This is a genomic window from Gordonia tangerina (assembly GCF_021556435.1).
Classification (GTDB): domain Bacteria; phylum Actinomycetota; class Actinomycetes; order Mycobacteriales; family Mycobacteriaceae; genus Gordonia; species Gordonia tangerina.
Map to the genome: position 1 here is coordinate 167604 of NZ_JAKGCU010000002.1, position 18787 is coordinate 186390.

At 66.9% G+C, this 18787-nt stretch carries 15 protein-coding genes and 1 pseudogene; 9 read left to right on the plus strand and 7 right to left on the minus strand.

Annotated elements, in window-relative coordinates:
- Positions 1-15: 15 nt before the first annotated feature.
- Complete coding sequence (locus L1892_RS03975; protein ID WP_235722148.1) at positions 16-315, minus strand: DUF4193 domain-containing protein; 300 nt, start codon at positions 313-315, stop codon at positions 16-18.
- Between the two features lie 405 nt (positions 316-720).
- Between L1892_RS03975 and cei the strand changes: the two genes are divergently transcribed.
- Both cei and L1892_RS03985 read left to right on the plus strand, forming a co-directional pair.
- Complete coding sequence (cei, locus tag L1892_RS03980; protein ID WP_235722149.1) at positions 721-1422, plus strand: envelope integrity protein Cei; 702 nt, start codon at positions 721-723, stop codon at positions 1420-1422.
- 301 nt (positions 1423-1723) lie between these two features.
- Positions 1724-3111, plus strand: a pseudogene (locus L1892_RS03985) (IS1380 family transposase).
- A gap of 173 nt (positions 3112-3284) precedes the next feature.
- Here the strand turns inward: L1892_RS03985 and L1892_RS03990 are convergent.
- A complete protein-coding gene (locus tag L1892_RS03990; RefSeq protein ID WP_235722150.1) occupies positions 3285-4184 on the minus strand; it encodes an inositol monophosphatase family protein in 900 nt (299 codons plus the stop codon).
- A 183-nt stretch (positions 4185-4367) separates the two neighbouring features.
- Here L1892_RS03990 and ppgK point away from each other — a divergent pair, with 183 nt between their 5' ends.
- Positions 4368-5159 carry a polyphosphate--glucose phosphotransferase gene (gene ppgK / locus L1892_RS03995; protein ID WP_235722151.1) on the plus strand — a complete coding sequence of 264 codons (792 nt, stop codon included), beginning with the start codon at positions 4368-4370 and terminating at the stop codon, positions 5157-5159.
- A 184-nt stretch (positions 5160-5343) separates the two neighbouring features.
- On the plus strand, positions 5344-6774 hold the full coding sequence (locus L1892_RS04000) for an RNA polymerase sigma factor (RefSeq protein ID WP_235722152.1): 1431 nt from the start codon (positions 5344-5346) through the stop codon (positions 6772-6774).
- On the opposite strand, the gene L1892_RS04005 is transcribed toward L1892_RS04000, so the two are convergent.
- Positions 6762-7178, minus strand: a complete 417-nt coding sequence (locus L1892_RS04005; protein WP_235722153.1) for a DUF952 domain-containing protein — start codon at positions 7176-7178, stop codon at positions 6762-6764. The two genes, L1892_RS04000 and L1892_RS04005, sit on opposite strands and share 13 nt — an antisense overlap.
- 300 nt (positions 7179-7478) lie before the next feature.
- Here L1892_RS04005 and L1892_RS04010 point away from each other — a divergent pair, with 300 nt between their 5' ends.
- Both L1892_RS04010 and L1892_RS04015 read left to right on the plus strand, forming a co-directional pair.
- Positions 7479-8453, plus strand: a complete 975-nt coding sequence (locus tag L1892_RS04010) for a TSUP family transporter (protein ID WP_235722154.1) — start codon at positions 7479-7481, stop codon at positions 8451-8453.
- Positions 8454-8719: 266 nt separating this feature from the next.
- Positions 8720-8923, plus strand: coding sequence for a DUF7455 domain-containing protein (locus L1892_RS04015; protein ID WP_160902505.1), 204 nt, complete (start codon positions 8720-8722; stop codon positions 8921-8923).
- 154 nt (positions 8924-9077) lie between these two features.
- Here L1892_RS04015 and L1892_RS04020 read toward each other — a convergent pair whose 3' ends face one another.
- Complete coding sequence (locus L1892_RS04020) at positions 9078-10817, minus strand: DEAD/DEAH box helicase (protein ID WP_235722155.1); 1740 nt, start codon at positions 10815-10817, stop codon at positions 9078-9080.
- Between the two features lie 394 nt (positions 10818-11211).
- On the opposite strand from L1892_RS04020, the gene L1892_RS04025 reads away from it, so the two are divergent.
- A complete protein-coding gene (locus tag L1892_RS04025) occupies positions 11212-12474 on the plus strand; it encodes a YihY/virulence factor BrkB family protein (RefSeq protein WP_372474956.1) in 1263 nt (420 codons plus the stop codon).
- 22 nt (positions 12475-12496) lie between these two features.
- Here L1892_RS04025 and L1892_RS04030 read toward each other — a convergent pair whose 3' ends face one another.
- On the minus strand, positions 12497-12769 hold the full coding sequence (locus L1892_RS04030; protein WP_235722156.1) for a DUF3039 domain-containing protein: 273 nt from the start codon (positions 12767-12769) through the stop codon (positions 12497-12499).
- A gap of 146 nt (positions 12770-12915) precedes the next feature.
- Between L1892_RS04030 and L1892_RS04035 the strand changes: the two genes are divergently transcribed.
- Entirely contained in the window at positions 12916-13341 is a 426-nt protein-coding gene (locus L1892_RS04035; protein WP_235722157.1) for a DUF3099 domain-containing protein, read from the plus strand.
- 157 nt (positions 13342-13498) lie between these two features.
- Positions 13499-14527 carry a sigma-70 family RNA polymerase sigma factor gene (locus L1892_RS04040; RefSeq protein WP_266062601.1) on the plus strand — a complete coding sequence of 343 codons (1029 nt, stop codon included), beginning with the start codon at positions 13499-13501 and terminating at the stop codon, positions 14525-14527.
- Between the two features lie 5 nt (positions 14528-14532).
- Here the strand turns inward: L1892_RS04040 and L1892_RS04045 are convergent, their stop codons facing one another.
- Together L1892_RS04045 and L1892_RS04050 are read right to left on the minus strand one after the other, a co-directional pair.
- Positions 14533-17391: a bifunctional acetate--CoA ligase family protein/GNAT family N-acetyltransferase gene (locus L1892_RS04045; protein ID WP_235722158.1), complete on the minus strand. Its 2859-nt coding sequence runs from the start codon at positions 17389-17391 to the stop codon at positions 14533-14535.
- Positions 17384-18649 carry an acetoin utilization protein AcuC gene (locus L1892_RS04050; protein WP_235722159.1) on the minus strand — a complete coding sequence of 422 codons (1266 nt, stop codon included), beginning with the start codon at positions 18647-18649 and terminating at the stop codon, positions 17384-17386. The genes L1892_RS04045 and L1892_RS04050 overlap by 8 nt, the downstream gene beginning before the upstream one ends.
- Positions 18650-18787: the final 138 nt, after the last annotated feature.

Consider the following 18787-nt stretch of genomic DNA (forward strand, 5'->3'; position numbering starts at 1 on the left):
AGTCTGCGGCGCTCGTCAGGCGCAGTCCACGCAGATCCGCGAGTTGCCGTTCTCCCGCGCCAGCCGGCTGCGGTGATAGACGAGAAAGCAGCTGGTGCAGGTGAATTCGTCGGCCTGCTTCGGGATGACCCGAACCGAGAGCTCCTCGCCCGAGAGATCGGCGCCGGGGAGTTCGAAGGATTCCGCGGTGTCGCCCTCATCGACGTCGACGGCAGCCGACTGCGCCTCGCTGCGGCGGGCCTTCAGCTCCTCGAGCGAGTCCTCGTTCAGATCCTCGGTGTCTGTGCGACGTGGCGCGTCATAATCAGTAGCCATTGTGTGCCTTACCTATGTGAGAGTGTGCGAGCGCTCTCGGTTGTCCAGGCTTGTGGCCGGACAAACGTAGGTGCGCGGACCCGCCGGGATTGTCTTGCCGTCGGGCGTCACTTCAACGTCATGACCGGTGCAATTCGTTACCCAGGACCCTGCAGATCGGAGTGATTTTCGTCACATCCGACTCGCATGCCTTCCGTCTTCTTCGGAGGGCGGGCGCCCGAAGCCTAGTGCACCGATGCCGCTGGGTCAACGGCGGAGCCATTCGGATCATTCCCTGGCGTGTTCCATCGGCGAAGCCGGCCCGTTGGGCCGAGACAACGGGTCCACCGGCCTGTCTACGCCGAGCGCCGGCGCCGACCCTCTAGAGTGGTGCCGCAGGTCGAGGTGAGAAGGAGCCGATTCGCGGTGGTGTCGCAAATTACCGGGGGAACATCGGTTGACGCCAGAGGTCGTCCGTTCCGGCGGCGCCGGGCACGTCCGGCGATCATCGCCGCAGTCGTGCTGCTGGTGGCCGCGTTGATCACGTGGGCGGTGGCATTGGGCGAATCGGGGCCCGCCGCGATCCCCACCGCATGCAACCAACCGACACCCGCATCAGCGGATCCGTCCGCTCCGCCCCCGGCGACTCCGGCCGCGGAGCCGCCGGAGCTCGCCGCGGCCGACCGGGACGAGATGCTCGAGGTGACCCCGGCGGCGCTGTCCACCTTCCAGGTCCGTGTGCTCAACGCGTCGTCTCAGCGCGGTGCCGCCCGGTCGGTGTCCGATGACCTGACGGCCCAGGGCTTCACCCCGGTCGCCGATGCCCCGTATGCCGACGACACCGTGTATCCCAATCGCGACCTGGCGTGCTATGCGCAGATTCGATTCGGGCCGGCCGGCAAGTCCGCCGCCGCGGCGGTGTGGCTGGCACTACCCTGCGCGCAGCCCGTCCTCGACGGCCGAACCGACAATTCCGTCGATGTCGCGCTCGGCGAGTACTACGAGGCCCGGGAACAATCCCAGGACGCTCAGGCCGCATTGGAGGCTCTGCGCTCGGCCGATCCGAAGAACCCGCAGACCGGTGCCGACCCCGGTCTCGTCGAGGCAGTGCACTCCTCGTCCTGCTGACCGCCCTCGACCGAGCGGCCCGTCCACCTACCCGAGCGTTGACTGGGCGCCATTTCCCGTTGACTGGGCACCATTTCCCGTTGACTGGGCACTGGGTAGCGCAGAGCCACCCGACGTCGACTCCGGCCTTCTGCGCACTCGACCAGAATCAGCGCCCTCGACGCGGTGGAGCGCGTCCCTAGCCTCGATCTTTCACGTGGCTGGGTGATGGGCGGCGTGTGATACGCGAAAGTGCCTGTCTGCTGGGGGATTCTTGGCTTGTCGAAGGTCAAGGTCCGCCGAGCAGAGAGGCACTCCGCAGGTGAAGGGTAGCTGGTATCCACGGTTGGTTGTTGGACGCGGCCACGAGTCGCTGGTCTCCTCGTCGGGGGCAGTGTTGTTACGCGAGGCGGTTCGGCTCTCGGGGCTGGACGCGGTGCTCTCAGACGCGCTGGCGCCATGGCGGTCCGATCGCGCTCTGCACGATCCTGCGAAGGTCCTCGTCGATGAGGCGATGGTGCTGGCATTGGGTGGTGACTGTATGGCTGATCTGGCGGTGCTGCGCGCACAACCCGGGGTGTTCGGCACGGTGGCCTCGGATGCGACGGCATCGCGGGTGCTGGCGGCATTGGCGGCCGGTGGGGACGAGGCGCTCTCGGCGATCCGCGACGCGCGGGTGCGGGCTCGCGACCGGGTGTGGTCACAGCGCCGTCCGCTCGGTTCCAGCCTTTCGGGGCAGGTCATCGTCGATGTCGATGCCACCGTGGTGACCGCGCACTCCGAGAAAGAGTCGGCTGCACCGACCTATAAACGCACGTTCGGGTTTCATCCGATGTGTGCGTTGGTCGACCATGGCGAACACGGCACCGGAGAACCCCTGGTGCTGACGTTGCGAGCGGGAAATGCCTCCGCGATGGGTGCTGCTGACCACATCGCTGTCCTCGATGCAGCGCTGGCCCAGTTACCTGCCACCGACCGTGCTCAGGTGTTGGTGCGTACCGACACCGGTGGCTGTTCGAAAGCGTTTTTGCATCACATCACCGACGCCGGGTTGCAGTACTCCATCGGATTCGGGGTCAGCGACCCGATCCGCGCTGCAATCGCCACGATCCCTGTGCAGGCGTGGCGCGCAGCACTCAACGGTGACGGCGAGGCTCGCGACGGAGCCCAGGTCGCCGAACTGACCGCCTGGATGCCACCACGACCCGCGATCACCTCAGTGGCCTTAACGTGTGGCCTGTCGGGATGCGGATTATCGCGCGCCGCGAACGCCCCCACCCCGGCGCGCAACTACGACTCACCGACGAAGACGGCTGGCGTATCACCTGCTTTGCCACCAACACCCGAGGACGAGGCTGGACACTGCCCATGCTCGAGGTGCGTCACCGCCAGCGTGCCCGTGCCGAGGACCGTATCCGCAGCCTCAAAGACACCGGGATGCGTAATCTCCCTTTCCACGGTTTCGCGCACAACCAGCTGTGGCTCGAAATCGTGTCCCTGGCCGCAGAATTGATCGCTTGGACCCAAACATTGGGATTCCACGAACACAGTCCGGTACGCCGATGGGCACCCAAGAAGCTGCGCCTGCGACTGTTCTCGGTCGCTGGACGCATCGTGCATACCGGGCGGCGACGGCGACTGCACCTCCCCCGAGACTGGCCCTACCTCGACCTCCTCGACACCGCCTGGACCACCTTGCAGACCGCCTGAGCCGTCGCTCCCACCCCAACAACCAAGGACCTCGAACAGCCGGCGACCGAACGCCGGGAATCGCCCCTGCTCACCCCACGCTGACCCGCTGACCACCACAAACGCCGGCCACGTGAAAGATCGAGGCTAGTGTCCCGCGTCGGAAATTCGTTGATGATTTCGGGCGCGGGACACTAGTCGGCGGACATGGTCCTGCGTGCCCCGAGTCGGTCGAGAACCTCGATGAAGTCGTCGGCGATGCCGGGCGCACACGCAAGGGTGACGTGACCGTCCGAAGAGCGCGAATCCGGTGGCGGGGTGTGCACCACTGCGCCCGCCTCGGCGGCGATCAATCCGCCGGCCGCCCAGTCCCACGGGCTCAATCCGTGTTCGAAATGCGCATCCACCGCACCACTTGCGACCATGCACAGATCCAAGGCGGCCGCGCCGACCCGCCGCAGATCACGAACCTGCGGCAGCAACTCGGCGACGATGGCCCCTTGCTCGGCCCGACGGCGCGCGTCATAGGAGAAACCCGTCGCGACCAGGGCGAGCTCGACACGGTCGATCGGGTTACAGGCCAGCGCAATCGGCCCGGTGCCGGCGTCGAGGCGTGCACCTGCGCCGAGCGACGCGGAGTACGTGATCGCACGCGCCACATCCACGACCGCACCGGCAACCGAACGACCGTCCACCTGGGCGGCAACCGAGACCGCATAGGCCGGGATGCCGTACATGAAGTTCACGGTTCCGTCGATGGGGTCCACCACCCAGCGCACTCCGGACGGCACATCGACCGAGCCACCCGATTCCTCGCCCAGCACCTCGTCGCCGGGCCGGCGTGCGCGCAATTCGGATCGGACGAGCTGTTCGGTCTCGGTGTCGGCGAGCGTCACCGGATCAGTGGGCGTCGATTTGGTGCTGACGGCCGGCGCCTGGGTGGATCGGTCCGATCCGGTATCGACCGCGCCGGGGTCGTGACCGGGCCGGGCGCCGAACAACTCGGATCGCCGGACCCGGACATGGGCGGCGGCACGTTGTGCCACATCGATTGCGACACGCTCGAGTTCGTCGAAGCCGGGATCATCGGTCACGCAACCATGTCAGCACACCGACACCGGCCGCGTCGCGGCGGGATGAGCGGTGAACACCGGGACCGGCAACGATGACGAGTTGGTGTCGACCACAGCGTCGCGTCCGCGCGCTGGATAGCCTAGGTCGCACACGATTTCCCCGAGTACGGGGAACCCGACGGTTCGATCAGAGAGGACCCGGACATGAGCGATGCCGAGGCAGCGAGCACCGAGACAGCCACCCCCACCAACCTCGGATTCGGCGTCGACGTCGGTGGTTCCGGAATCAAGGGCGGCATCGTCGACCTCGACAGCGGCGAGCTGGTCGGCGAGCGCTTCAAAGTGCTCACACCCCAGCCCTCGACGCCAGAGGCCGTGGCGGGCGGTGTGGCCGAGGTCGTCGAACACTTCGGGTGGACCGGACCGGTCGGCATCACCCTGCCCGGCGTGGTCACCGACGGCATCATGCGCACCGCAGCCAACATCGACAAGGGCTGGATCGACACCGACGTCTACGAGCTGTTCAGCTCGCATCTGGGGGGTCGGCAGGTCTCGGTGCTCAACGACGCCGACGCCGCCGGGATGGCCGAGGACCGCTACGGTGCGGCGGCCGATGTGGACGGCGTCGTGATGCTGCTGACTCTGGGCACCGGCATCGGCTCGGCGATCCTGATCGACGGCACCCTGGTACCCAACACCGAGCTCGGGCACATGATCGTCGACGGCAAAGAAGCCGAACACCGGGCGTCGTCGAAGGTGAAAGAAGACAAGGGCTGGAGCTATGAGAAGTGGGCCGGCAAGGTCTCCAAGGTTCTCGAGGCCTACGAAGTTCTGTTCTGGCCCAAGGTCTTCGTGATCGGCGGTGGTATCAGCCGCAAGAGTGACAAATGGGTGCCGTTCCTCACCAACTCGACACCGGTCGTGCCCGCGACGTTGAAGAACACCGCGGGTATCGTCGGCGCGGCGATGGCGGTGACCGCCGGGCTACGCGCCTGACCGCCTCGTGGAGGTGATCGGGGCGGATCGCGACGTGGCCTGACCAGGGCTTTGCCACATGGTGCGAGGCGATGTCGTTACAATGGTCCACACCGGTCATCGCGCACCGAGAAATCAAGCCCCTGATCCGCGTCGGCGTGCGCCGCCGTCGGTGGATACACGAGTCAGTTCCGAAAGGTTGTACGTGGCAGCCACCAAGACCCGACAGGCCGACGTCGACGAATCGACAGACGCGACTACCGCCACGGAGCCTGCGCCGGCCCAACGGACCGCCAAGAAAGCCGCCAAGAAGGCCGCCGCCCGCAAGGCACCCGCGAAGAAGGCAGCAAAGAAGGCGGCGAGCAAACGCGCCCCGAAGAAGGGCACCAAGCCTGCCGATTCCGACGGCGAGTCGACCGAAGATCTCGACGACAGCGGCACCATCGACGACATCGATGGTCCCGATGCCGAACTCGGCGACGATGTCGAGATCGACGACATCGAGGTCGACGAGGACGACGAGGCCTCCGACGACGACTCCTCCGAGGATGACGAGGACGACGACACGGCCGACGCCGAGACCGCACCGGCGGCGACGAAGGCCACCGGCACCAAGGCCAAAGCGGACAGCAAGGAGAAGACCTCCGGCGACTTCGTCTGGGACGAAGAAGAATCCGAGGCACTCCGCCAGGCCCGCAAGGACGCCGAACTCACCGCGTCGGCCGATTCCGTCCGCGCCTATCTGAAGCAGATCGGCAAGGTCGCCCTGCTCAACGCCGAGGAGGAGGTCGAACTCGCCAAGCGCATCGAAGCCGGCCTGTTCGCAACCGAGCGGCTGCGCCGGATCGTCGATTCCGGCGAGAAGATCAGCACCGCCGCCAAACGCGACCTGAACTGGATCTCCCGCGACGGAAACCGTGCCAAGAACCACCTGCTCGAGGCAAACCTCCGGCTCGTGGTGTCGCTGGCCAAGCGCTACACCGGTCGCGGTATGGCGTTCCTGGATCTCATCCAAGAGGGCAACCTCGGTCTGATCCGCGCGGTGGAGAAGTTCGACTACACCAAGGGCTACAAGTTCTCCACCTACGCGACGTGGTGGATCCGGCAGGCGATCACCCGTGCGATGGCCGACCAGGCACGCACCATCCGCATCCCGGTGCACATGGTGGAGGTCATCAACAAGTTGGGCCGGATCCAGCGCGAACTGCTCCAGGATCTCGGCCGCGAGCCCACCCCGGAGGAGCTCGCCAAGGAGATGGACATCACGCCGGAGAAGGTGCTGGAGATCCAGCAGTACGCGCGTGAACCGATCTCACTGGACCAGACCATCGGCGACGAGGGCGACAGCCAACTCGGTGACTTCATCGAGGACTCCGAGGCCGTGGTCGCGGTGGACGCCGTGAGTTTCACCCTGCTGCAAGACCAGCTGCAGTCGGTGCTGGAGACGCTGTCCGAACGCGAGGCCGGTGTGGTCCGGCTACGCTTCGGTCTCACCGACGGCCAGCCACGGACCCTCGACGAGATCGGTCAGGTCTACGGCGTGACGCGCGAACGTATCCGCCAGATCGAGTCGAAGACGATGTCGAAGTTGCGGCACCCGTCGCGGTCGCAGGTGCTGCGCGACTACCTGGACTGATCTCGGCTCGATGGGTCCGAATCCGACCCGGAGATCTTCGTCACGAACGCGGGCGGTGCGAAAGCACCGTCCGCGTTCGCCTTATATGGGTGTACGTCGATGACGGCATCGACCGGCAATGCGCCGTAGAGATGGGGGAACCGCATCCCCTCAGGATCAGACGGCACTCCCGGTTCCCAGACGACCGGCGCCGACAGCCGGTCCGGGTCGATGACGAGCAGCACGAGGTCGTCGCGTCCGGCATACAGCCGGTTGGCCGGGAGATGGACCTGAGCGGGCCCAGAGAGGTGGATGAACCCGACTTCGGTGAGCGACGGCGGTTCGTGAGATCCGGCCCGGCGCGACTGCTCCCATTCGACGCGGGCACACAGGTGCAGCAGCACAGGCTCGGAGTCGACATTCATAGGTCGTTGCTTAAACCATCCGGCAGCCGGCTTGTCAAGAGTTGTGCGCGGTCGGATTCTCCCGACCGTGCCAAATGCACGGATCGGGTCGGTCTGCCCTTACGATTCTCCGCATGCTGGTGACCCGACGAGCCATCGACCTCCTGAGGGTGGCGTCGATGCTGTGTCTGCGGCGCCGCGGCCCGATCTGATCGAGATGCCGCGGCGCGTACCCCATCGCGCCAGCGTCTGCCAGGGTTTCCCGGCTACCGGTGCGTGTCCGCACAACCCCGAGTCATTTGAACCGAAAGTTCTCATCGCATGCGCACCATCGTCCTGATCGGCCTGGTCGGTCTCGCCGCTCAACTCGTCGACGGCAGCCTCGGCATGGCCTACGGCGTCACCACCACCACCCTGTTGTTGGCCATCGGGGCCAACCCCGCCGCCGCGTCGGCCACGGTCCACCTGGCCGAGATCGGGACCACACTCGTGTCCGGGGTATCGCATTGGCGCTTCGGCAACGTCGACTGGAAGGTCGTCCGACGCATCGCCCTGCCCGGCGCGATCGGCGCGTTTCTCGGCGCGACCGTGTTGTCGAATCTCTCCACCGAGGCTGCGGCTCCGCTGATGGCCATCATCCTGTTGCTGCTGGGTCTCTACATTCTGACCCGGTTCACCTTCCAGGGCATCCCGCGTCAGCATCTCGGCAAGCCGCTGCGCAAGCGGTTCCTGTCCCCGCTGGGACTCGTCGCCGGTTTCGTCGATGCCACCGGTGGCGGCGGTTGGGGGCCCGTCGGCACCCCGGCCATACTCGCCAGCGGGCGACTCGAACCGCGCAAGGTCATCGGTTCCATCGACACCAGCGAGTTCATCATCGCGGTGGCCGCGAGTCTGGGCTTCCTGGTGAGTCTGGGCTCGCAAGGGATCAACTTCGCGTGGGTCGGCGCGATCCTGGTCGGTGGGATCATCGCTGCCCCGATCGCGGCCTGGCTGGTCCGGCACATCCCGCCGCGGCTGCTCGGTGCCTCGGTCGGTGGTCTGATCGTGCTCACCAACACCCGCAGCCTGCTGCGCAGCGATCTCGTCGACGTCCCGTCGGCCGCACAGACGGGCATCTACCTCACGATCATCGTGCTGTGGGTGGCCGCCTTCGCGTACTCGCTGCGGGAGTACCTGCGTGACCGCGAGAACGAGTCGTCGGACGCCGTCAGTCGGCTGCGTGCCGAGCAGGCCGAGGCTGTGGAGCACGAACCCGATGAGGCCGCTGAGCCGACCGGTACCCCGGCCGTGGGCTGATGCGACTTCGAGCGCACATGGTCGACGACGATGTGCTGGGCTCGTGTGAGCGTTGTCTCAGCACACGTAAACTCGGATTGAGCGCGTGTTGCCGCTGGAGCAGCACGTGTTAACGGTGAGTGACGACACACCCGGGCGACCCGCGGAACAATACGAAACGCTCATACGTCTGAAAGGGTGAGGGTGACGCATCAGACCGATGTGTCGGCTCACGAAGGGAAAGGCGACCGGCAACGACGCCACCGCCGGACCGGGACGGAGGAACTATGTCAGACACAGCCACCACAGCCCCGATCTCCATGCCGCTGACCGCCGCCGATCGCTGTGATCGTTGCGGAGCGGCCGCCAAGGTGCGGGCTGTACTGCCCGCCGGTGGCGAGCTTCTCTTCTGCCGCCACCACTTCAACGAGCACGAGGCCAAGCTCGTGGAGCTGTCCGCAGTCGTGGAGTCGAGCGAAGAATTGGTCTGAATCGTCCACACGATGTCGCGACCCGGTCGGAGTGATCCGGCCGGGTCGCTGTCGTATCACCGTCGAATGGGCACCGTTGCCTCGAGTGGGCGCCGTTTGTCGTCGAGTGGGCGCCTCTTGTCGTCGAGGTTGCGCCCAACCGCGGGTACCTGATTCAGCGCCACTCACGCAGCGCGGAGATCCGCTCACGGAGTTGCTCGGCGGTGGCCATCGCCGTGGGTGGACCACCGAGACGCTCGCGAAGTTCGTTGTGAACCATGCCGTGTGGCTTACCGGTGCGACGGTGGTGCATCGCGACCAGCGTGTTGAGCTCCTTGCGCAGGGCGTGCAGATTCTCCCCGGTCGGGCGCGCAGGCGCAGCGGTCTCGATCACCTGGGCAGGACCGGCCGCCGACCGCTGTGACACCTGTTCGGCCTGCCGTTTGCGAAGCAGCTCACGCACCTGATCGGCATCAAGGAGCCCTGGTAGACCCAGATAGTCCTCTTCCTCGTCGCTGCCCGAGAACGTCGCCGTCCCGTAGGAGGCGCCGTCGAAGATGAGTTGGTCCAGTTCGGCGTCGGCGTGCAGCGACTGGAAGGCCTTCTCGTCCTCGCCTTCTTCGTCCTTTTGCTTGTTGGCATCGATCAACAGCGCGTCATCGAGGCCGTCGCTGTCCCGATGTGGTTTACCCAGGACGTGATCGCGTTCGGCCTCCATCTTGGAGGCCAGGTCGAGCAGCACCGGAACCGACGGCAGGAACACACTGGCGGTTTCGCCCGGGCGCCGGGAGCGGACGAAGCGACCGATCGCCTGAGCGAAGAACAGAGGCGTCGACGAGCTCGTCGCGTACACGCCCACCGCCAGCCGAGGCACGTCGACTCCCTCGGACACCATGCGCACCGCCACCATCCACTCGTCGCGCGATGCCGCGAACTCGGCGATACGTGAGGACGACTTGGGATCGTCGGACAGCACCAGCGTCGGCCGGGTACCGGTGATCGCGGTGAGTAGTTCCGCGTAGTCGCGGGCGACGGTCTGGTCGGTCGCGATGACCAACCCGCCGGCATCGGGCATTCCGCCGGCGCGAAGCTGTCGCAGCCGCGTGCTGGCGGCCTCGAGTACCGACGGAATCCAGTCCCCATGCGGGTCCAACGCGGTCCGCCAGGCGCGGGCGGTGTGTTCGGCCGACAGTGGCTCACCCAACCGCGCCGTGAACTCCTCCCCCGCGCTGGTACGCCAGCTGGCCTGCCCGCTGTACGCGAGGAACATGACCGGACGGACGACGCCGTCGGCGAGTGCGTCGGCGTAACCGTAGGTGTGATCGGCCACCGACCGCAGCACCCCGCCCGGCTCGGGCTCATACGTCACGAACGGGATGGGCGAGTCGTCGGAACGGAATGGCGTTCCCGTCAGCGACAGGCGGCGGGTGGCGTCGGAGAAGGCCTCGCGAATCGCGTCTCCCCACGACTTCGCGTCCCCGCCATGGTGGATCTCGTCGAGGATCACCAGCGTGCGCCTGTTCTCCGTGCGCACCCGGTGCCGCGACGGGTGCGCTGCGACCTGCGCATAGGTCAGCGCCACACCGTGATAGTCCGAACTGGTCTGTCCGGTTGCGTTGCGGAACCTCGAGTCCAACGCGATGCCCACCCGGGCGGCCGCCTCGGCCCACTGGTGCTTGAGGTGTTCGGTCGGGGCCACCACGGCGATCTGCTCGACGGTGCGGTCGTCGAGGAGCTCACGCGCCACGCGCAGGCCGAACGTGGTCTTACCCGCACCCGGCGTCGCGACGGCCATGAAGTCGACCGGTCGGCGGGTGAGGTATTTCGTCAACGCCCGCCGCTGCCACGCGCGCAGTGGCGGACCTGGGGGGATGGTTGCCTCTTCGGCTGCCGTGCCGTCGGCTGCTGAAGTCACTCGTGCACTGCTCCTGACACCTGGTCTGACCGGACTGTCCGTTCGGGACACATTCGGGACATGAAATGTCCCCTCGGGGTGAGAACCGTCGGAGGGGACGCGAGCAATGGTACTCCGGACCACCGAGCGGCTACCCGATCGACTCGCGCAGCGTCCCGGACGGGTGGTGAATCGACGACGGCACACCACCGGGGGCCCGGTTGCCCCGTTTCGTCGCCGGATCAGGGATGCTGGAGCCATCAGCAGTCGAAACCGGAACCCCGTACCGATCACCGAGGACACCACGTCGTCGGCAGGTACTCCCTATCCGGCATCGGCGGCCCCGATCCCACCCGACCGATCGCGACCGCGTCGACGTCCGGCCCCGTCACCGACGCCACCGGATGGCCCGCCGATGGCTGCGACGCCGACCACCCCGATAGACGACACCCATCCCACCCGCCCCCTGGCGGCCCGGCCGGGCATGGACCGGTCTCGACCACAGGCCGCTCCCCCGGCCGCGGCACCACCGGACGGCCCGGAGCCGGCGACTCCCGACACGGACATGCCGGACTCGGGCACGGGGACAAGGGCGGGGCGTTCCCATGCCGATCGAGGCGTCGACGACCCGGCCGCCGAGACACCGCCGTCGGTCGGTCGACCTGTGCTGCCGAATCTGCACCGCCTGGTGTGGCGCACCATCGTCAAGGCGTGGGACGACGGCATCGTGGGTTGGGCGGCCCAAGCCGCGTTCTGGCAGGCACTGTCGCTACCGCCACTACTGCTGGGTCTGCTCGGCAGTGTCGGCTACATCGCCGGCTGGTTCGGTCCGGACACGGTCGACGTCATCTACGAACGCATCGTGGCCTTCGCCGACCGCACGTTCTCCGCCAACGTCGTCGACGAGATCATCCGACCCACGGTCGACAACGTCCTCGGCCGTGGCCGGGTGGTCGTCATCTCGGCGGGCTTCGTGATCTCGCTGTGGGCCGGGTCGTCGGCGGTGTCTTGTTTCGTCGCGTCGATCGTGCGCGCCCACGGACAGCACGAGGTCCGCAACCCCGTATGGCAACGATTCTTCGCGCTGTTCGTCTACATGGGATTCCTGGTGGCGTCGGTGTTCGTGTTGCCGCTGGTCGCCCTCGGGCCCAATTACCTCCACGAGATCGTGCCGGACTCGTGGGACCCGATCGTCACCCACCTGATCGATTTCGGCTACTTCCCGTTCGTGGCCGTACTACTGCTGGTCATGCTGACCACGCTCTACCATCTGGCGCTGCCCAACCCGCTGCCGTGGCACCGGCTGGTGGGCGGAGCGGTGGTCGCCGGGATCTTCTTCTGGGTCGCCAGCTACATACTGCGCATCTACCTGACCGAGCTCACCCGCGCCGGGTACAGCTATGGCGCGTTGGCGACGCCGGTGGCTTTCCTGCTGTTCACGTTCTTCCTTGGCTTCGCCATCGTCGTCGGCGCCGAGTTCAATGCCGCGGTACAGGAGTTCTGGCCGGCGAAACCGCCCGTGTCGGCGCAGATGCGCGATTGGGTTTCGTCGCAGACCGCGGAGGTGACCGGTCAACTCAAGACGTTGCCCGACCGGCTGGCGTCCGGACCGATCCGGCGGGGGCGTACGGCCGGGCCGTCACGCCGGCCGCCTCCATCGCCACCGACCTCGGAGTGAGCCGGCCGCACGCCAGGCGAGCTCACTCCCCTTTGCGCATCCGGCTGTAGATCTTCTTGCATTTCGGGCAGACCGGCGATCCGGGTTTGGCCGAGCGGGTGACGGGGAATGTCTCACCACACAAGGCCACCACGTGATTTCCCATGACCGCGCTCTCGGCGATCTTGTCCTTCTTCACGTAGTGGAAGAACTTGGGGCGATCGTCGTCGCCGTGGTCGGTGGTGTCGGCATCGGGTCGTTCGTCGACGTCTGTCCGCTCGTCGAGGTCCGGCCGCTCGATTGTCTCAGTTCCCATACCGACCATTGTGCGCCACGACGACGGGCGAGGGACAACGCCGAAAGGGGTACAGCTCCGAATGACCTACATGAGACCTCGATCGGCGAGTTCGATTCGGATGGCCCGTCGGTGCATCCGCCGCGGCGAAGTGGGATGGTGGACGTATGAGCAGACAAGGATCATCGGGGCACCGTACCGACCCCCAGACCTTTCTGATCACCGGTGCGCAGCAGTCGCTCGACGATCAGCACCGGGCTCGTGTGCGCAAGTATCTGACCCTGATGGCGTTTCGTGTGCCGGCGCTGGTGATCGCCGGAATTGTGTACAGCGCCACCGGAAACGGACTGCTCGCGCTCGCCATCGTCGCCGCGTCCATCCCGATTCCATGGGTCGCGGTCCTCATCGCGAACGACCGGCCGCCGCGCAAGCGTGGCGAGGTGGCGCAATACAAATACGGCGTCGATCACTCGGTGCTCGGCCCGGCCGGGATCGAGGGGCATCGGCAGACCCTCGATCCGACGATCGTCGAGGGCACCGCCGAGTCGTCGGACGAACCGTCGCGCTCCGATCGCGATCGTCGTTCCCACTGACCGACACTCTCAGCAACTTCTCATGTACTCGGCTGCATCTGCCGGGAAAAGCGCTGGTCACACCACCCACGGTCGACGCCGGGGGTCGGCGTCCCCGGGAACTTTCCCCTACCCGTTCGCGTTGAACCGGGTGTACGCACTCACGTCAGGAGGCCGAATGTCACGCTCGACAGTTGCACGCCCGACCACGACCACTGCAACCACGACCACTGGAGTAGCCGACGATCCCGCACGCATCCGTCCGGCGATGACGGAGCAGGATCTCGACGCGCAGTCCCCGGCAGCTGATCTTGTTCGCGTCTATCTCAACGGCATCGGTCGCACCGCACTGCTCAATGCCGAGCAAGAGGTCGAACTGGCCAAGCAGATCGAGGCCGGCCTCTACGCCAAGCATCTGCTGGCCACCAAGAAGCGACTCTCGGCCACCAAGAAGCGCGACCTCGCCGTGATCGTTCGCGAGGGCGAGTACGCGCGTGCGCACCTGCTCGAGGCCAACCTCCGCCTCGTGGTGTCGCTGGCCAAGCGCTACACCGGACGCGGGATGCCGTTGCTCGATCTCATCCAGGAAGGCAACCTGGGTCTGATCCGTGCGATGGAGAAGTTCGACTACGCCAAGGGGTTCAAGTTCTCCACGTACGCGACCTGGTGGATTCGTCAAGCGATCACCCGCGGTATGGCCGATCAGAGCCGCACGATCCGGCTCCCGGTCCATCTCGTGGAGCAGGTGAACAAGCTCGCCCGCATCAAGCGTGAACTTCATCAGCAACTCGGCCGTGAGGCCACCGACGACGAACTGGCCAACGAGTCGGGCATCCCGGCGGAGAAGATCGCCGACCTCCTCGATCACAGCCGTGACCCGGTGAGCCTCGACATGCCTGTGGGCAATGACGAAGAGGCGCCGCTCGGAGACTTCATCGAAGACGCTGAAGCGACTTCGGCGGAGAATGCGGTGATCGCCGGCCTGCTGCACTCCGACATCCGGTCGGTGCTGTCCACTCTCGATGAGCGCGAACAGCAGGTCATCCGGATGCGCTACGGACTCGACGACGGCCAACCGCGCACACTCGATCAGATCGGTCGGATGTTCGGGTTGTCCCGCGAACGTGTGCGGCAGATCGAGCGCGAGGTCATGGGCAAACTGCGTCAGGGCGAGCGCGCCGAACGCTTGCGCGCGTACGCCAGCTGATTTACCTACGCCAGTCGTCTCGGTCCGGTGTCCGCGCGTGTGGGCACCGGACCGATTCGTATCAGGGCGTTGAGCACCGCCGCACCGTCGGGCGAGGCCAGGATGGGGTCGCAGTGCACCTCGCGTACCTCGGGAATGTCATCGACCAGCGTGGATATGCGCACCAGCAAGTCCGTGAGCGCCGACCGGTCCACGGGTGGCTCGCCGGCGTACCCGGCCAGCAAGGGCGCCGACCGCGGTTCGTCGATCAGTTCTTCGGCGTCGAGCGGCGTCAGGGGTATCGCCCGATAGCCGTGGTCACCAAGCAGCTCGAAAGTTCGCCCGGACAGTCCGAACGAGATGAGCGAGCCGAACGAGCGGTCGTCGCGCACCCGGATCATCGTGCCGATGCCCTTGGGTGCCATCTTTTGGACGTGTAGGACCTCGTCGCCGGTCAATTGGCTCAGCTCGGAGAAGGCGGTGATCACCGCCGTCGCATCGGGCAGATCGAGCCGCGCGCCTTCCCGGTCGAGTCGGCCGCGCCAGGTCGCCGAGGTGGCCTTGACCGCGACCGGGAAGCCGAAACGTTCGGCGGCCGCGGCCGCCTCGTGCATCGTCGACACCTCCGCGAAGGGCACCACGTCGATGCCGTAGGAGCGCAGGAGCGTTGCCGACTCGACCGGCCCGAGCGCGCGCGTGGCCTCCGCGTCTGCGTCGTCACCCATCGCTTCGCGCACGAACATTCGCGCACCCTCGGGGTCGGTGCCGTCCGGACGGTGCATCTCCGGTTCCGGGCGTTGCCGCCACCGCGCGTACTGCCACGCCCGCACCAGCGCATTGGCCGCTCGCTCCGGGCTGCCGTAGGACGGGATCGAACCATTGGCCGGAAGACCGTTGTGGCCGGGCTTCATCAGCCCCGGCGGGATGCCCTCGACCGCCAGGAACGTCGTCACGATGGGTTTGCGGCCATCGGCGTCGGGTGTGTTGGCCGCCGCCATCAGCGCACGCGCATGCCAGTCGGCGTCCACCGCCACCGGTGGCACGAACACCACGATCACCGAGTCCACGGCCGGGTCGCGCATCGCGTCGGTGACCGCCGATTCGAACTCGTCTTCGCTGGCTCCCGCCCCGAGGTCGATCGTGTCGGTCACCGTCAGTCCCCCGCCTCGGGCGGTGTCGCCCGCCAGGCTGCCCAGGACCGAGGAATTGCCGATGATCCGGGTGCGCGGACCGCGCGGCAGCGGCTGGTAGGCAAACAGTGTCGCGCAGTCGAATAGTTCGGAGATCGTGTGCACTTGGATCACGCCGGCCTGTTCGAGCACCATCTGCGCGATCCGATCGTCCAGGCTGGCCGCCGACGACCGTTCGGCACGCGCGGCGGTCATCGCACCCTTACCCGACTTCACCGCGACAATCGGCTTCGATCGAGACACCCGTCGCGCGATCCGGGAGAACTTGCGTGGGTTTCCGAAGCTCTCCAAGTAGAGCAGCACGACATCGGTGTCGGTGTCGGAATCCCAGTACTGCAACAGGTCGTTGCCCGAGACGTCGGCGCGGTTACCCGCCGACACGAACGTCGACAACCCGATCTGCCGGCGCGCCGCGGTGTCGAGGATCGCGATCCCCAGAGCGCCGGACTGGCAGAAGAAGCCGACGCGACCAGCGGCCGGAATCCGCGGTGCCAAAGTGGCGTTCAGCGCGATCGACGCGCTGTTGTTGGCCACCCCGAGCGCATTCGGACCGACCAACCGCATCCCGTGCTCCCGCGCCTGCTCGACGAGACGCCGCTCGCTCTGCAGTCCGGCCGCACCACTCTCACCAAAACCCGAGGACACCACGACCAGCGTGCGCACGCCTTTGACCAGACAATCATCGAGGACGTCGTCGACGACTGCTGCCGGCACCGCGACGACCGCGAGGTCGACCGGATCCGGCACGGCCCGCACGGTGGGATAGGCCCGGATACCGCGGACCGACGGCGGCCGCGGGTGAGCGTGCTGCCGCCCGCTGCGCCGCGTGTGGCCGTGGCCGGGCGCGAGCGCGTCCGCATCCGAATCCGCCTCCGGCTCCTCGGGTCCGGGACCGTTGACCGGGAACACGGGCCCGGTGAAGCCACCGGCGATGATGTTCGCGAGCAACGCATTGCCGACCTTCTTCGGATCGGTGGACGCGCCGATGACGGCAACCGAGGACGGTCGCAGCAGGTTGGCGACGCTGCGGGCCTCCGACGCCCGCTCACGGGCGTTGCGGACCGAGAGGAGCGCCTCGGTGGGGTCGATCAAGAACTCCACATGCACCGTGCTGCCGTCGAAGTTGCGTGACAACTGGTAACCGGCGTCGCGGAACACCGCGACCATGTTCGGATTCTCGCTGAGCACCTCGGCCTCGAAACGGGTGAAGCCGTTCTCGGCGGCGGCGCCGGCGAGATGTTCGAGAAGAATGGGTCCGAGTCCGCGGCCCTGATGGTCGTCCGCGACGACGAAGGCCACCTCCGCCGACTCCGGTTTGCCGTCGAATCCGAGGCCCTCGTACAGGCCGATCGCGATGATGTCGCCACCGAGAACTGCAACGAGCGCTACCCGCTTCTGGTAGTCGACGGTGGTCATCCGGGCGAGTTCCCGGGGCGGCAGGGTCGGAGTCGGTCCGAAGTACCGCATGTACCGGGTGCGCTCGGAGAGCCCGCCGTGGAAGCGGACGACACGGTCGGCATCGTCGGGCACGATCGGCCGCAGGTGGACGACACCGCCGTCGGAAGCCAGCACGTCGGCGATCCAGTGTCGCGGGTAATCCCAGGGATCACGCTGTCGCGACGGTTCTGCGAGGTTCGCTGCGGCGACGTGCGCTGCCGGCGATGCCGACTGATCGGTCTGATCCTGCTCAGTCACGGGGGTCCTCCGGATCGAGTCCGTGCAGCGGGTACACGGCGCGGCGGGTGGCGAGGATGGCTCGATCGGTCTGGCGCTGCGCGGCTCCGGTGATGCCCTCGGGTGGGTCCTGCCCGGTGTCACCGTCCCAGGCGATGTAGTCGACATCGCCGCCGTCACCCATCACACCCACCGGCGGCTGGGAGTAGTCGGTGTGCACGGTCTCGGCGATCTGTTCGGCCGTGGCATACCACGATTCGTTGATCGCGGTGTCGGTGTCGACATCCCGATCGAGTACCACGGCCAGCAGGTGGGTCCAACTGCGTGGTACCACGTTGACCACCCCGTAACCGCCTCCGCCGACGGCGATCCATCGGCCGTCGCAGTATTTCTCGGCAAGGTCGCGCATAGCCTGCATCGCGGCTCGCTGGCCGTCGACGGTCAGCGCGAGATCGGTCAACGGGTCCGCCCGATGGCTGTCCACGCCGCACTGGCTGATCAGGATCTGCGGCCGGAACTGGTCGAGCACCGACGGAACGACGGCGTGAAAGGCGCGCAGCCAGAGCCGATCGGACACCTCCGGCATCAGCGCGATGTTCACTGCTGAACCGGCCGCCGCGCCGTCACCGACCTCGGTGGGCCAACCGGTGCCGGGCCACAGGGTGGCCGGATGCTGATGCAACGACACGGTCAGCACGCGTGGGTCGTCGGCGAACTCGACCTGCACGCCGTCACCGTGGTGGGCGTCGATGTCGACGTACGCGATCCGGTCGTACCCGTTGTCCAGCAGCCAGCGGATGGCGATCGCGCAATCGTTGTAGATACAGAAGCCGGCGGCGCGAGCCTTCATCGCATGGTGCATACCGCCGCCGATGTTGACCGCGCGCCGCACCGATCCGGAGCCGACGGCCTGCGCGGCCGCCAGGGTTCCGCCGACCAGCAGACGGGCGGCCTCGTGCATCCCCTCGAACACGGGGTTGTCGGCGTCGCCGAGGCCGAACAGTCTCTCGAGCAGCGGACCGGCCAACGATGCAGTGCCGGATCCGACCGCTCGCACGGCGTCGATGTACTCGGTGGAATGGACCACTGTCAACGCCGAGTCGTCGATCGCCAGGGGTGCGCGGCTGTCCACTCCGTCGAGGACCCCCAGGCTCTGCGCGAGCGTCATGGTCAGCGCCAGCCGGACCGGATTCATCGGGTGGGTGTGGGCCCACTTGTAGGTCAGGAAGTCCTCACTCCAGATGACTGCCGCCGCTTCGTCGCCCGTGCTCCGCGTCACGGTTTCAGGCTAGGGCATGTCCCTCGATTCCACCGCGAGGAATCGAGGGAGTGGTGTGCGCGCGGCAACCGACGGTGACGACACGCAGGACCCGAACCGGTGGGCAGGTCAAGGTACCCTTGGGACAGACGAAGGGAC